The sequence below is a fragment of the Paenibacillus favisporus genome (genome assembly GCF_040545415.1).
In the GTDB taxonomy this organism is placed as follows: domain Bacteria; phylum Bacillota; class Bacilli; order Paenibacillales; family Paenibacillaceae; genus Paenibacillus_AQ; species Paenibacillus_AQ favisporus.
This window is the reverse complement of record NZ_JBEPLV010000008.1, coordinates 364847-378827: the sequence shown is the minus strand read 5'-3', so window position 1 is coordinate 378827 and position 13981 is coordinate 364847. Positions and strand designations below refer to the sequence as shown.

Below are 13981 nucleotides of genomic sequence, written 5' to 3'. Positions count from 1 at the left end.
CATTTTAGTCAAAAGGAACATCCTTCTCAACGAAAACTGTTGTTTTGAGTATAAAAGGATTCCTCCGCTGGGAAGGCGCTAAGAAACACGGTAATCCGGCATTGGAAAATTGAATTAAAACCCAGCCACTCTTCGTTGATTTTCTTCGCATAACGATACACATTAAAATCGCTGTACTCCACATAAAATCCGTCACGAATCAAACGGTGGTATTCCGGATTTATCCCAAAAGAAAAGGATATCCGTGGACCTTGGCCCGACTGCCCGCAGGGAATTTCTTGCCCGCTCCTGTCGGTTAACCGGAGGTTCGGTCCCTGGGTTGTGACGGAACCGTCCGGATTGACCTTCCCGTTATACATAAATTCACCCGATCGATGTTCCCACCCGGGGAACGCCTCAAAACTGAAATAAATGTCATTGCCCCGGTTCAACACATCGTTAAGCAGGATACGCGTATGATTCATCTCAAGGACTTCGGCTTTTAAATCTTTCCGTTCGTCCTGTCCGAATGCGATCCATTCCGGTTTGACAAAAATTTTGACGGGTACCTGCTCCTTTACGAGATTCACGTCATACCCCTTATGGGCGATGACATGATCCATAATGCCTTCATCCGAATAGTTCAATGCATAGATCCGGTATCCGCCCACAATGACAATGATCACCGCAATGATCGCTACTGTCCGTTTTCTTTCTGTGCTCATTAAAAGGACTCTTTTCAGCCACCCATGAAAATAATAGTATCTAACGCGTTCCACCGCCCTACCCGATCAGCTTATCCACCGTTTCGCGGTCCAGCTTCTTGATCACCGCCGTCAGCAGGTCGGCTGCCTGGCTAAAATCGGATTTGGACATCACGGAATTATGGCTGTGGATGTAACGCGTGGCAAATCCCACGGACAGCGTCGGGCAGCCGATGCCGCTCGTATGAATCCGGCCGCCGTCGGTCGTGCCGCCGGTAATGGCGTCAAACTGCACGGAAATGCCCAGATCCTCCGCCGTGTCGATTACAAGGTCCCGCAGGGCGGTATTCGGAATCATCGAAGCGTCAAAAATGAGCACCAGCGGTCCGTCGCCCATATTGCATTTCATCGGGTTCGACTCGCTGCCCGGCGTGTCATGCGCGATACCGACGTCCAGCGCAAAGGCCACGTCCGGCTGGATGAGGTTGGCGGCCGTACCCGCACCGCGGAGACCTACTTCCTCCTGCACCGTCGCTCCCGCATAAATGACGTTCGGATGCTGTTCATTCTGCAGACGGGACAGGATTTCGACCGCCAGCGAGCAGCCGGAGCGGTTGTCGAGCGCTTTGCCCGCCCACAGCTCGCCATCGCGCATCGTAAAGAAATCGCTCACCGGTACGACCCAGTCGCCCGGACGAACCCCCATCTCCTTGGCGTCCGCTTCATCTTTAGCCCCGATATCGATATACAAGTCCTTCAGCTTCATGACCTTGGTCCGCTCCTCGGCCTCCAGCACATGGGGCGGCTTGGAGCCGATGATGCCGATGTATTCGCCTTTGCGCGTCTTTACTTTCACCCGGTGGGACAGGACGTTATGCGCCCACCAGCCACCCAGCTGGTTAAAACGCAGAAATCCCTTCGGCGTAATCTGGGTGACCATAAACCCGATCTCGTCCAGATGGCCGGCAAGCATGACTTTAGGTCCCCCGGCAAGGCCGGTTTTCACCCCAAACACGCTCCCGAGCCGGTCCATAACCAGCTCTTCGCTGAGCGGTTCAAGATAGCTTTTCATTTGGGCGCGGACGGCGCCTTCGTGTCCAGGCACACCGTCGCACTCGGTCAATACCTTCATTCGCTGCGTCATTTCATCCATCATGGTTATTCAACCTCCAAATCTGGGTTTTAAAAAGTATAGCATTCGGACGAACTTATCCATGTTTCTTCGTATTATTGCTTCGCTCTCACCAGCCAATTACCTCCCTAGGCGTGGGAAATTGCTTTTTGGACATTCCCTTTGCACTCCCCGGCTCGAGCCTACGCGTCTACGATGACTGTTCATACGCTTCCATGCTTACCGGATGACACCCGTTTTTCTTTTCAAAACAAGAGAGGTACAATATTTCTAGACTTATCTTCGCAAAGAAAGGACGCACTCCCTATGATCATTACACCCAGAACACGCGGTTTCATCTGCACGACGGCGCATCCGGAGGGCTGCGCCAAGCAGGTGCAGGAGCAGATCGATTACATACAGCAGCAGCCCAAATTGAACGGCCCAAAACGGGTCTTGGTTATCGGAGCCTCCACAGGGTACGGCCTGTCGGCCCGGATCACCGCCGCTTTTGGGGCGGGAGCCGCCACCATCGGCGTCTTCCGTCCCAGCTCCGCCCGGGACAAACGGACCGCATCGGCGGGCTGGTACAATTCGGCGGCTTTTGAGCGGCGGGCCGCCGAAGCTGGCTTGACATCCGTCAGCATTACAGGCGATGCCTTTGCGGATGAGACGAAGGACCGCGTCATGGACACGATTGCCAAGGAGTTCGGCCAAGTGGACCTCGTCGTGTACAGCGTAGCTTCGTCCCGGCGTACCGACCCGGACAGCGGCAAGACGTACAACTCGGTTTTGAAGCCGATCGGGGAACCTTTCACTGGCAAGGCCGTGAACTTTCATACCGGCGAAGTGACGGACGAAGTCACGACCGAGCCAGCGGAAGGTGACGACATCGACCAGACGATCGCCGTGATGGGAGGCACCGATTGGCAGCGCTGGATCGACCGGCTTCGGCAGGCGAACCTCCTGGCCGACGGAGCGATGACCATTGCCTACTCCTATATCGGCTCGGAGCTTACCCGGGCCATCTACCGGGAAGGCACCATCGGCAAAGCCAAGGAGGATCTGGAGGCAACCGCGCAGCGGCTGACCCGTGAGCTGTCCGTTTTAGGCGGAAAAGCTTTTGTCGTCGTCAGCAAAGCCCTGGTCACCCAGTCCGCTGCTGCCGTTCCGGTCTTCCCTCTGTACATTGCCGCGCTCTACAAAGTAATGAAAGAAAAGGGCATTCACGAAAATACGATCCAGCAGTCGTACCGCTTGTTTGCCGACAAGCTGTACCACGAGGGCGGAACGCCTGTAGACGAGGCGGGCCGAGTCCGCATCGACGATTGGGAACTGCGCCCGGATGTCCAGCAGGAAGTGGCCCGGATCTGGGATCAAGTCACAACGAATAATGTATATGAGCTGACGGATCTGAAAGAGTACCGCCGCGAGTTTTTCCAGCTGTTCGGATTTGAAACGGACGGCATCGACTACGGCAAGGACACGAATCCGGACGTATCCCTTTTAAACGTAAGGTAAGAAAAAAAGGCAGCCGGTGAATCCGGGCTGCCTTTGGTTTTTTATACTCCTATTCATCACTCATCGTCTTACGAATCAGCTCGTCGATCCAGCGGATCTCCCCTACGACCCGCGATATCGTTTGCTGAAGAACCTCATTCAGGAACATGTCATTCGCCACGCTTCCTTCCTGACGCTGCTGAATGCCGGCCAAGAGGGATTCGAGATCCTTTTTGCGCATATCCAGAATCCTCAGCCGATTCTCACGGGAAATCCGGTCAAACAGGGATACCCGGATCATGAACTCAATTTCATGCTTGGCGTCCTTTTCAGTAAAAGCGTTGATCAGCTCGGCGATTTTCTCCCTGCCCACATCGGTAATTTCGTACACGTACTGGCTGGGCCGGCCCTCCTGCTCATGACGCTTTCGGATAATGGCCCCTTCCGACGTAAATCGGCGCAGCGCCGGGTACAGCAGGTTATGATTCACATCCATCAAATAGCCGAGGTCTTTTTGGATCTCTTTTTTGATTTCGTACCCGTGTTTGGGGGATTTTTCAATCTGGATTAAAATGAGTAAGTCGATATACATAGATCCTGCCCTCTCGTCTGATTTGACCGCTGTCCGGGTTTATGTATTTAATAGCATACCAATTCGGTTATGGTACTTCAACGAATTCCGACAAACTCCGCATTTCCTACTGCACCCAAAGTCATGGGGCGTTGGGCAGTGGCTCCCCTTCGGTCAATATGTTAAATTAACATATGATATTTTAAGCATGAAGTCACCTACTATTCTTCAACACGGGAGGGAATGGAATGCAAGAAATCATTGCTTTGGCCGATATCACCCAGTTCCGATCACGATCCGAAGAATTCAACCCGTACGATTGGTACCGGAACAAGCTGCAGAACGAGCCGATCAGTTACAACGAAGCCACGAATACCTGGAACGTATTCCGCTACGACGATGTCAAACGGGTGCTCAGCGACTATGAGTATTTCTCCAGCGTGAGAACGCGGACGACGATCAGCGTCGGCGCCGACAATGACGAAGGCCGGGGAAACGACAAAATCAACACGATCAATGCCGATCCGCCGGAGCACCGGAAACGCCGTTCCCTGCTGTCCGCCGCTTTTACACCGCGAAGCCTGAAGCTGTGGGAGCCGCGGATTCACGAGGTCGTCCGTCAACTGCTAGATGAGATGGGAGATGCTCCGGTCATCGACGTGGTCAAGGATTTTACCGGCGCATTGCCCGTCATTGTGATGGCGGATCTGCTCGGGGTACCCTCCAAAGACCGCCTGCTTTTCAAAGAGTGGGTAGACACCTTGTTTCTTCCGTATAACAAAGACAAGGCAGCCGAAATCGGCGAATTGAAGCGCAAGGCTGCCACAGAGTACTATACTTACCTTTTTCCTTATATTGTTCAGAAAAGATCCCAGCTCGGCGATGACATTATTTCCGATCTGATCCAGGCCGATGTGGAAGGAGAACGGTTCACGGATGACGAGATCGTCCGCACCACGATGTTCCTGCTGGGTGCTGGCGTAGAAACGACAAGCCATCTGCTCGCCAACTCGTTCTACTCGTTCCTGTACGATAACGATCAGATCTACGGGGAAGTCCGGGCGAACCGGGAGCTGGTTCCAAACACCGTGGAGGAAATGCTGCGTTACCGCTTCAATATTTCCAAAATGGACCGTACCGTCAAGCAGGATAACAACGTGCTCGGCGTCGATTTGAAAAAAGGCGATGTCGTCGTCGCCTGGATGAGCGCCGCCAACATGGATGAACAGGTGTTTGAAGCCCCCTTCACCGTGAACATCCACCGTCCGAACGCCAAAAGGCATCTGACCTTCGGGAACGGGCCGCATTTCTGCATGGGCGCGCCGCTGGCACGCCTTGAGGCGAATATCGGGCTGGAGCTGTTCATGGATTACTTTGAGATGATCGAGCCGGTTCCCGGCTTCCAGCTGGAAGAGAATTTAACGCCTTCCGCCGCCGGCCAAGGGCTGGTAAGCCTGCCTGTGCGGGTCAAGCGGGCCTAAGATTGGTATATGAAAAGCCGCTTCCGGTAATCGGGGGCGGCTTTTGTTATCTTTTATTCCGGATCCTCCTCCAGCAAAATGTCCAGCATCTGCCCCGGGCTCTCCATCATTTTTCGGGTGATCACGTAATGGTCCGTATCCTCCAGCTTCACCGGGCGCATGCCTTGATCGTCCAGCAGCCAAATTTCCGCATAGGGGTATGACATCAGGATCGGGGAATGCGTGGCGATAATGAATTGCGACCGCTTTTTCACCAACTGGTGAATCCGCGACAGCATGGACAGCTGCTTCAAGGGAGAGAGTGCGGCCTCCGGCTCGTCCATCAGGTACAGGCCCCTTCCCCCAAACCGATTCATAAACGTCGCAAAAAAGCTCTCCCCATGGGATTGCTCATGCAGCGATTTGCCCCCATAGGAATCCCGAATCGGAGGACCATAGCTCATCTCCGCATCCAACTGGTCGATATTCGTCGCCACGTTATAATAGCTCTCCGCCCGGAAGAAAAAGCCGTCCTTCGGCCGGACGACGCCGCGCACGAGCCGCATGTACCGATGCAGATCCGAGTGGGAGGACATCGTTTCAAAGGAAAAATTAATTGTGCCTCCTTCGGGATTAAATCCCCAGGCGACCGCCATCCCTTCCAGCAGGGTGGACTTGCCCGATCCGTTTTCGCCGACGATAAACGTCACCGGCTGCTGAAACGACAGGCTGTGAAAGTCATGGACAGCCGGCAGGCTGAAGGGATACGCACGAAAGGACGGCACTTCCTCTCTCCTCAGCATCACGCTCCGCAAATATAATGAACGTGCATCCAGCATGAATCGATCTGCTCCTTTCCATCAGAAAATATACTTCCTCGACGTAGAGGCCCGCCCCGTCCTCCTTATTGCAGGCGGTACCATGCCGGCGGCCCCCCGTTTTGAAAGTCATGCGTGTTGACCGTCCGCTCGATCTTTTTCAGCGTTTCCTGAACTCTATCATGTTGGATGCCCCCGATCAAGGTCGCGTGCTGGTTCAGCGCCACAAACAGGTTGTATTTCGGCCAAAAGTCATCCGGAATGCCATCTTGGAAATATCCGTGGACCTGGCCCTTGGCAAAATACGGGCTGACCTGGCAGGTATACTTCGGCAGTTTGAAAAATTCCTCCCACGGGTCTCCCCAGTCAAACCGGCCAAAGTCGATCACACCGGCAAGGCATCCATGTTGAAAGATCAGGTTGGACGGGTGAAAATCGTCATGCTGGAAGGATACCGGACTCTTTTCAAGCAAGCCCAGGTTGTCGTCTATGTAGCTCTCCAATTCGTTCTGCCGATGAAAACGTAGGCCTATTTCCCGAACCTCCTCCCTTTTCTGCCTGTATTTTTCTGCACGCCGCACCGCCCAGTTTATAGGGACCTCAGGAGTGACCTGATGAATCTTTCTTAGCTCTCTTCCGGCTGCCGCCCCCTGCTGAAGTTGAGCTTCCGGCTTTAATCCGGGCAAAACTCCATCCCCGCTAACGCCAGGGATGTAGGACAGCAGCAAATAGCAGAGGTCAAGATGCCCAGCCAGGCCCGCCATCAGCGGCTTGGAGCAGCGGACCTGATTCGCTTCGTGCTTTCGGAGCAGCTCGAACTCCATCCGCTGTCTGGCATACGTGCTTCCTTCATGTATTCGCAGCAGGTACACCGGGGTATCCGCCTGATACAGCACAAATTTCCGCGCGTCCGAAAATCCCTTCTCAAGTGGCTCAGCCCGGTCATACCCAACTTGCTCCCTGATTTCGGCGAGTAACTTCCGAATCCGCTCCTCGATCGGTTCCATCCCTCTTCCCCTCCGTCCATCCGTTATCACGTTGTTCTCCTCTTCTCCGCACCATCCACCATATAGTGATCCCAACGCTATAGCCGTATAATGGTATCACAAATATACAGGAAATGGGTGCAAAGGAAATGGCATTGCCTGACGTTCACCACAATTTTAGGCAGTTCTTTGATGGTTTGCAGATGCATGGTTCATCAGGACGCCGGTACGAACGCATGAGCCTTCATTCATGGATGGGAGAAGGAACGGTGCAGCGCCTGGCTCCCCGGCAGGATTTAGGGATGGCGGCAGTCGATTTTCGTTTGAACGATGACTATACTGTAGCCCTGCACACCCGGGTGCCGATGGTTGAGCTGAGCTGCTGTGTTCAAGGCTACCGGAGAGTTGAGGTGTCCGGCAGGGAGTTCGAGATGAAGCCGGGCAGCTGGAGCCTCCAGTTTGCCAATCCGGCGGAAGCCCGCATGCCTTTTTCCAAAAATCAGCCGTTTCAAATGATGAGCATCGCCATTCCCGTCACCGCCTTCCATCATTTCATGGAAAATGGCGAGGGCACCCGGGCCGCGGATTTTCATCAGATTATCGGAACGCTGCCATATCGGGTGTTCCAGGAAGCCTATGATCCTGCTTCGGCCTACCTCCTGCAGCAGATGATGGAAGCCTCTGCCCGGCCGGATTCGCTGAGCTTAGAAATGGAGTGCCGAATTTTGGAGCTGCTGTCCCATGCGTTCCGTTCGATGCTTTTGGGCAGGGAAAAGAGGCCCTCCGGCCTGTCCAGAACGGATCTGTCCAAGCTGGAACGGGCGAGGGAAATCATACTGGATCGAATGAGTCACCCGCCATCCTTATCGGAGCTCTCCCGCCTCATCGGCCTGAACGAATTCAAGCTGAAGACCGGCTTTAAGGACCGGTACGGCAGCACCGTGTTCGGATATTTGAGGGAGGCTCGGCTGGAAACGGCATACCGCCTGCTTCAAGAGCCTGATGCCAGCGTCATCGACGTATCCGTGTCGGTCGGTTATTCCAATCCCAGTTATTTTGCCGAGGCGTTCCGCGGGAAGTACGGCATGAACCCGGGCACGCTGATCAGGAAATCGTAACCCCTCACAAAAAAATCCCGCCAACCAGCATCCAGCTCCTTCTACGGGTAGTGCTTCATTCCCCGGTCACGATATGATGAGCGCATATCCGACAAGGGAGAGTGAAGATATGTCCGATTCACCCCAATGGAAGCTGAATGACGAACTGGTGGCAACAACCCGGCACGGCCTGGAAGTGCTGCCCGCAGCCGTTACCGAAGCGTTCGAGCGCTCCGTCGAGGACTTACGCACATCCGGTGCCGCACGCGGCCTGATGGTTGGAGATGACGCACCCGATTTTACGTTAAGCAATCAGACAGGTGACCCCGTTACGTTATCTGAAGAATTCGCGCACGGTCCGGTCATTCTGACCTTTTACCGCGGAGAATGGTGCCCGTTCTGCAATTTGGAGTTAAGGGCCTACCAGCGGCTTCTGGACCGCATTTATGACGCCGGAGCCCGGCTGCTGGCCATTAGTCCCCAAACGCCGGATCACTCCTTGTCCATGCAGGAGAAGAACGGACTCGGTTATCATGTTCTAAGCGACCTGCATAACAAGGTGGCGGAGAAATACCGGTTGACCTTCCGGCTGGCGGAAGACGTGCAGCAGGTGTACCGTTCCCTCGGTTTTCCCCTGGACCAATTCAACGGTGACGATTCGTGGGAGCTTCCCGTTCCCGCCACTTACGTCATTGATCCGCAGGGCGTGATCCGTTATGCGAGCGTAGATCCGGATTACCGGAAGCGGGCTGAACCGGAGGAAGTGGTGCAATTCGCGGAAAGCATCTAACGGAAGCCTTTCCAGCGAGACTAGAGACGCTCACTCTTTACAAAAAACAGCCTGGAACGACCTTATGGTCATTCTCGGGCTTTTTCATTGTTCTCCTAGTTCCCTCAGCACCCCTGCAATTCGCCGGACCCCCTCTGGAATCTGCGACTCGGCTACATCGCCGAACCCCATGATCAGCTTGTCCTCGAATCTCCCCTTCACGATGGCATACTTTTCGGCCGGATAAATCCGGACGCCCTTTTCCGCTAATGCTTGGACCCGTTCCTCGTCAAAAATATGCCCTGAAAATTCTGCGATCAAATGCAGTCCCGCAGCGTCGCCGCTTACCTGAATCCGGTTCCCGAACGTTTCGCTCAGACTGCGGATCAGCAGCTTCCTTCTCCGGCTGTATATCCGCTTCATTCGGGTGACATGGCGCTGCAAATGCTGATCCGCGATAAACCGCGCCAGGATAGCCTGATCCAGCGTAGGTGTATGCATATCCATAAGCCGTTTGATCCTTTCCATGGGCGCAACCAAGTCCTGCGGCAGAACCATATAGCCGATGCGAAGCGCCGGGAACAGATTTTTGCTGAAGGTACCGATATAAATCACCCGCTCCGCATCCAGCTCCCTTAACGCATGGACCGGCATACCCGCGTACCGAAACTCGCTGTCATAGTCATCCTCAATAATGAAGCAGCCGGTATTACGCGCATACTCCAGCAGTTCCATCCGCCGCCCGATGGATAAGATGCTGCCGAATGGAAACTGATGCGACGGCGTAACAAAAACAAGGCGGGGCCGGGCCTTGCCGGGAATATCCTGAACCCGCAGCCCATGGGCATCCACCGGTACCGGCACGATGTCCGCGCCCGCTGTCTGAAAAATCCCATGGATGAACGTAGACGTCGGGTCCTCCGAGATGACCGTCTCTCCCGGCTGCAGCAGCAGCTTGCACACCAGCGTGATCGCCTGCGTCGCACCGGCCGTAACGACGACCTGCTCGGGATCGCATAGAATGCCCTTCGTATTCAGCAGCATTTCGCATATCTGCAGGCGCAGCCCCCAGTGCCCCGCGGGACCGGCATATCCGTATTCCCGGTCGTCCAGCTGGTCGTATACCTTATAGGCGACCTCGCGCCACTTTTTGCGCGGAACATGCTCCATCGACGGAAAGCTCGGCCGGAAATCGACTCCGTCGAAACCATATCCGTCATCAGGCTGTTTCCGGGTGAAATGAAAGCTCTGATCCGACTTCTCGAATTTTGCTGGCTTCCTGTTCTCCAAATCGACCACATACGTCCCCGATCCGAGCCGCCCTTCCAAATACCCCTCCGCTACCAGCTGCTCATATACGCTGACGACCAGCGTGCGTGACACGCCGAGCTCCTGCGCCAGCTCCCGGCTCGACGGCAGGCGCATACCCGCGAAATATTGACCCTGGAAGATCCGCTCCCTGAGCAAAGAGTAGATTTGCCTCGTTTTGGTGTCTGCTGCCTGCACGCCTGTAGGGTCCTGTGCCAATACGGCTCACTCCCTTCCTTTTCAAATTGGTATGATCAAAATCGCCTCAGAGTGGTGCTTATTACAGCCAATCTAGCATGGTAGGATGGATTTTGCAATGAATGGAAGGAAGGTGACGCCTATGTATCGGTCTCCAAAACCAACCCATGGCGGCCTCATGACCGCCGCTCTCTTTTTGGCCGCTTTGAACTTGCGCCCTGCCATCAGCTCGGTATCCCCGCTGCTCGCGCTCATCCGGGACGACCTTGGCATGTCGTCCGCAGCGGCAAGCCTGCTGACATCCATCCCCGTGCTGTGCATGGGATTGTTATCTCCCGTCTCGGCCAAGCTGGCCGGACGGGTGGGAACTGAACGCGTGATTCGCTGGTCCCTCGTGCTCATCGGATTCGGAACGATCCTGCGGCTGTTCGTGCACTCGGCCGGCGTATTGCTGCTGACCGCCCTGATTGCCGGGCTTGGCATTGCAGCCATGGGTCCCCTGCTGTCCGGATTTATTAAGCAGCATTTTCCCAACAGCGTTCCTGCGATGATCGCCGTCTACTCGGCCGGCTTGTCTCTCGGAGCTGCGCTCGCTTCGAGCTTGTCCCTCCCCTTGCAGACGGACTCCCAATCGTGGCAAGCCGCCTTAGCCGTATGGTCGGCACTCGGGGCAGCCGGAGCCGCCGTCTGGTGGACCCTGCACCGGGGGAGCCGTTCCGGTCCGCGAAAGGTTGGCGAAGTCCCATCCGCCAGCCTGCCTTGGCGGAATCCCAAAGCATGGCTGCTCACCCTGCACTTCGGCCTTATGGCCGCCTGCTTCTATTCCCTCCTCGCCTGGCTGCCGCCCGTGATGCAAAGCCTGGGGTACACTTCGTCGGAAGCAGCCGTCATGCTCACCATCTTTGCCATCATGCAGATTCCGGCCGGTACGATCCTGCAGCGGCTGCTGAGGCGCTACCCTTCCCGCCTGTTGTGGCTATGGGTATCATCGATTACGCAGCTGGCCGGTCTGATCCTGCTGTTCTCGCCTCTGCCCTGGCTGGCCGCGGCCGTAATCGGCCTGGCCAGCGGAACTTTATTTGCGCTGGGCCTGCTCCTCCCGATGGACGCAGCCGCAACCAGCCATGAAGCCGCATCATGGGCCGCCATGACGCAATCTGCCGGTTATTTGATCGGGGCCGCCGGACCTTTCCTCATCGGCCTCATCCATGATGCCGCAGGTCCATTTTCGTTTGCCATTTACGGCTTGATGGGAGTAACGGTGGCGCTCATCGTCGTTCAATGGTTTGTGGCTCCTTTTCAAGCGCAGAAAAGGGCCTCCTCCAAGGCAGCGCCTCCTGCAAAGAGGGTGGATCTATCCGAATAGGAAACCGCTTGAATGGAAACCAAAAGACCCGCAGCGGGGATCCCCTCCCTCCATGCGGGTCTTCGTTTTATTTTTTCGACCTAGCCCACTTCCACCAGTGCCTCGATGACAGGATACGAAATGAGATGCCGGTCACGGTAAATGTCCTGCACCGCCCCCTGCTTCGTGCTCACAATCCCCCTTTGCAGGATAGCTGCCTTGAACCCTCTTTCCAGCGCACCGTTATAGGTGAACAGGACGCAGTATTCCGCGGCAAAACCGGACACCACCAGCAGATCGACACCCTTTTCCGCAAGAATAGATTCCAGTTCCGTTTGCCAGAACGCATTGGAGAAGGTTTTATGAACCACCGTATCGCCAGGCTCAATCTGAATCCCCGGGATAAATCCGATTCCGTCGTCATTCACGTCCTCCGCGCCCTCCACATCTTTGATATGGATGACCGGATGACCCTTCGATCGCAGCAGACCGGCGGTATAATTGATATACTCGCAGGCCCCGTCAATCGTTTGTTGATCCACGTACCCGTTCAGCAGATGCTTCTGCATATCGATGACCAGCAGACCCAGTTTCAAATGGATTCCTCCTCAACTTGTTTACCTCATATAAAATACAATTCGAATTTCTATGCAAAATTTCCTTGTTCGAACATGTTTTTTCCAAATTTTGACCCCCAAATAGGGCTAATATCGTATACAATAGTAGTCAATTAGTACCTTTTTCCATGGAATGTTATGGGATGAAGGCGAACCGTGTCAGTAAAGGAGTGCAGCAAATGGCTATCATTGAAGTAGTGGAATACGAAGGACCACCGGGGGTGTTCGCCTGGCGCTACCCGAACCAGGAGCTTGGGACCTGGACCCAGTTGATCGTTCATGAAACGCAGGAAGCCATATTATTTAAAGGCGGCAGGGCTCTCGATTCCTTCGTGGCAGGACGCCACACCTTGAGCACGGTGAATATTCCGATCCTCTCCAACCTCATTAATCTGCCATTCGGCGGCAAATCGCCGTTTACCGCTGAGGTATGGTTTGTGAATAAGCTCCGTTCGCTGGATGTGAAGTGGGGAACCGCATCTCCCATCCAACTGCAGGATCCGAAGTTTAACATTATTGTATCGCTCAGAGCCTTCGGCCAATTTGGGGTGGAGATTGAAGATGCACGCAAGTTTCTGCTGAAATTGGTCGGCACGCTTCCGTCGTTCGATCAAGATACACTCGTGAAATACTACCGCGGGGTTCTGACCTCGAACATTAACGAAATGATTTCCTCTTACATTATCCATAAAAAAATCAGCGTGGTTGAAATTAACGCCTACGCCGCCGAAATTTCCAAGCATGTCCGGGACACGATCGCACCGTCTTTTGAGGAAATGGGCATATCCCTTGTGAATTTCTTTATCGATTCGATTAATTTTCCGGAAAATGATCCGTCTACGCAGCGCATTAAGGAAGCACTGGCCAAAAAAGCGGAAATGGACATTATCGGCTTCACCTATCAGCAAGAACGTTCCTACGATACGCTCGAAAGCGCCGCCAAAAATCCGGGCAGCACCGCCGGCATCGTTGGCAGCGGACTCGGCATGGGGTTGGGCATGGCGGGCTCGATGTACGACGCCGTCCAGCAAATGGCCGGAAACGTGAAGGTTCAAACCACTAGCGATATGAACGTGAAGCAAAAAGCCTGTGTGACATGCGGGCAGTTGAACGCCGCCGATTCGAAATTTTGCTCTGCCTGCGGTCAGAGTTTGACGTTAGGAGCAGCCGGCATCCCCGCGAAAAAAATCGTGTGCAGCGATTGCGGACAACCGCTTCCGCCGAACGCCAAGTTTTGCCTGAACTGCGGCGATCCGTACAATGCCTGTCCTGCGTGCGGCTATGACTTCAAGATCGGATCGGTGAACTGCAGCAGCTGCGGAACCCTGCTGCCGAAGCTGTGCCGCGAGTGCGGGGAATGGATGGACCCGAAGGCCCGTTTCTGCCCGGGCTGCGGAACCAGCAGCATCCTGAAATGCTCGAACTGTCAGGCAGAGGTACAGCAAGGACAGAAATTCTGCATGGAATGCGGCCATGCCCAAACCTGATAACGAGGCCAAAGGAAGGGGAACCACACTG

General features: G+C 54.8%; 13 protein-coding genes. 6 read left to right on the top strand and 7 right to left on the bottom strand.

Going from position 1 to position 13981, the window contains the following annotated elements; genetic code table 11:
- Window positions 1–26 precede the first annotated feature (26 nt).
- The gene (locus ABID47_RS30605; RefSeq protein ID WP_354502617.1) at window positions 27–704 is read right to left on the bottom strand and encodes a hypothetical protein; all 678 of its coding nucleotides are present in this window, start codon (window positions 702–704) and stop codon (window positions 27–29) included.
- 58 nt (window positions 705–762) lie between these two features.
- Entirely contained in the window at window positions 763–1839 is a 1077-nt protein-coding gene (locus tag ABID47_RS30600; RefSeq protein WP_435530687.1) for a M42 family metallopeptidase, read from the bottom strand.
- 282 nt (window positions 1840–2121) lie between these two features.
- Here ABID47_RS30600 and fabV point away from each other — a divergent pair, with 282 nt between their 5' ends.
- Window positions 2122–3315, top strand: a complete 1194-nt coding sequence (gene fabV, locus ABID47_RS30595; protein ID WP_354502615.1) for an enoyl-ACP reductase FabV — start codon at window positions 2122–2124, stop codon at window positions 3313–3315.
- Between the two features lie 49 nt (window positions 3316–3364).
- On the opposite strand, the gene ABID47_RS30590 is transcribed toward fabV, so the two are convergent.
- Window positions 3365–3886 carry a PadR family transcriptional regulator gene (locus tag ABID47_RS30590; protein WP_354502613.1) on the bottom strand — a complete coding sequence of 174 codons (522 nt, stop codon included), beginning with the start codon at window positions 3884–3886 and terminating at the stop codon, window positions 3365–3367.
- 227 nt (window positions 3887–4113) lie between these two features.
- Between ABID47_RS30590 and ABID47_RS30585 the strand changes: the two genes are divergently transcribed.
- Window positions 4114–5346, top strand: a complete 1233-nt coding sequence (locus tag ABID47_RS30585; protein WP_354502611.1) for a cytochrome P450 — start codon at window positions 4114–4116, stop codon at window positions 5344–5346.
- Between the two features lie 53 nt (window positions 5347–5399).
- Here the strand turns inward: ABID47_RS30585 and ABID47_RS30580 are convergent, their stop codons facing one another.
- Together ABID47_RS30580 and ABID47_RS30575 are read right to left on the bottom strand one after the other, a co-directional pair.
- The gene (locus tag ABID47_RS30580) at window positions 5400–6164 is read right to left on the bottom strand and encodes an AAA family ATPase (RefSeq protein WP_354502610.1); all 765 of its coding nucleotides are present in this window, start codon (window positions 6162–6164) and stop codon (window positions 5400–5402) included.
- A 65-nt stretch (window positions 6165–6229) separates the two neighbouring features.
- Window positions 6230–7150, bottom strand: a complete 921-nt coding sequence (locus tag ABID47_RS30575) for an aminoglycoside phosphotransferase family protein (RefSeq protein WP_354502608.1) — start codon at window positions 7148–7150, stop codon at window positions 6230–6232.
- Window positions 7151–7365: 215 nt separating this feature from the next.
- Here ABID47_RS30575 and ABID47_RS30570 point away from each other — a divergent pair, with 215 nt between their 5' ends.
- Window positions 7366–8247, top strand: coding sequence for a helix-turn-helix transcriptional regulator (locus ABID47_RS30570; RefSeq protein WP_354502606.1), 882 nt, complete (start codon window positions 7366–7368; stop codon window positions 8245–8247).
- A gap of 109 nt (window positions 8248–8356) precedes the next feature.
- Window positions 8357–9016, top strand: a complete 660-nt coding sequence (locus ABID47_RS30565; protein WP_354502604.1) for a peroxiredoxin-like family protein — start codon at window positions 8357–8359, stop codon at window positions 9014–9016.
- An 84-nt stretch (window positions 9017–9100) separates the two neighbouring features.
- Here ABID47_RS30565 and pdxR read toward each other — a convergent pair whose 3' ends face one another.
- Window positions 9101–10522, bottom strand: coding sequence for a MocR-like pyridoxine biosynthesis transcription factor PdxR (gene pdxR, locus ABID47_RS30560; RefSeq protein WP_354502602.1), 1422 nt, complete (start codon window positions 10520–10522; stop codon window positions 9101–9103).
- 97 nt (window positions 10523–10619) lie between these two features.
- Here pdxR and ABID47_RS30555 point away from each other — a divergent pair, with 97 nt between their 5' ends.
- Complete coding sequence (locus tag ABID47_RS30555; RefSeq protein ID WP_354502601.1) at window positions 10620–11867, top strand: MFS transporter; 1248 nt, start codon at window positions 10620–10622, stop codon at window positions 11865–11867.
- A gap of 80 nt (window positions 11868–11947) precedes the next feature.
- Here ABID47_RS30555 and ABID47_RS30550 read toward each other — a convergent pair whose 3' ends face one another.
- Window positions 11948–12442, bottom strand: coding sequence for a cysteine hydrolase family protein (locus tag ABID47_RS30550; protein WP_354502599.1), 495 nt, complete (start codon window positions 12440–12442; stop codon window positions 11948–11950).
- Between the two features lie 200 nt (window positions 12443–12642).
- Here ABID47_RS30550 and ABID47_RS30545 point away from each other — a divergent pair, with 200 nt between their 5' ends.
- Window positions 12643–13950 carry an SPFH domain-containing protein gene (locus ABID47_RS30545; RefSeq protein WP_354502597.1) on the top strand — a complete coding sequence of 436 codons (1308 nt, stop codon included), beginning with the start codon at window positions 12643–12645 and terminating at the stop codon, window positions 13948–13950.
- The last annotated feature ends 31 nt before the right edge of the window (window positions 13951–13981 follow it).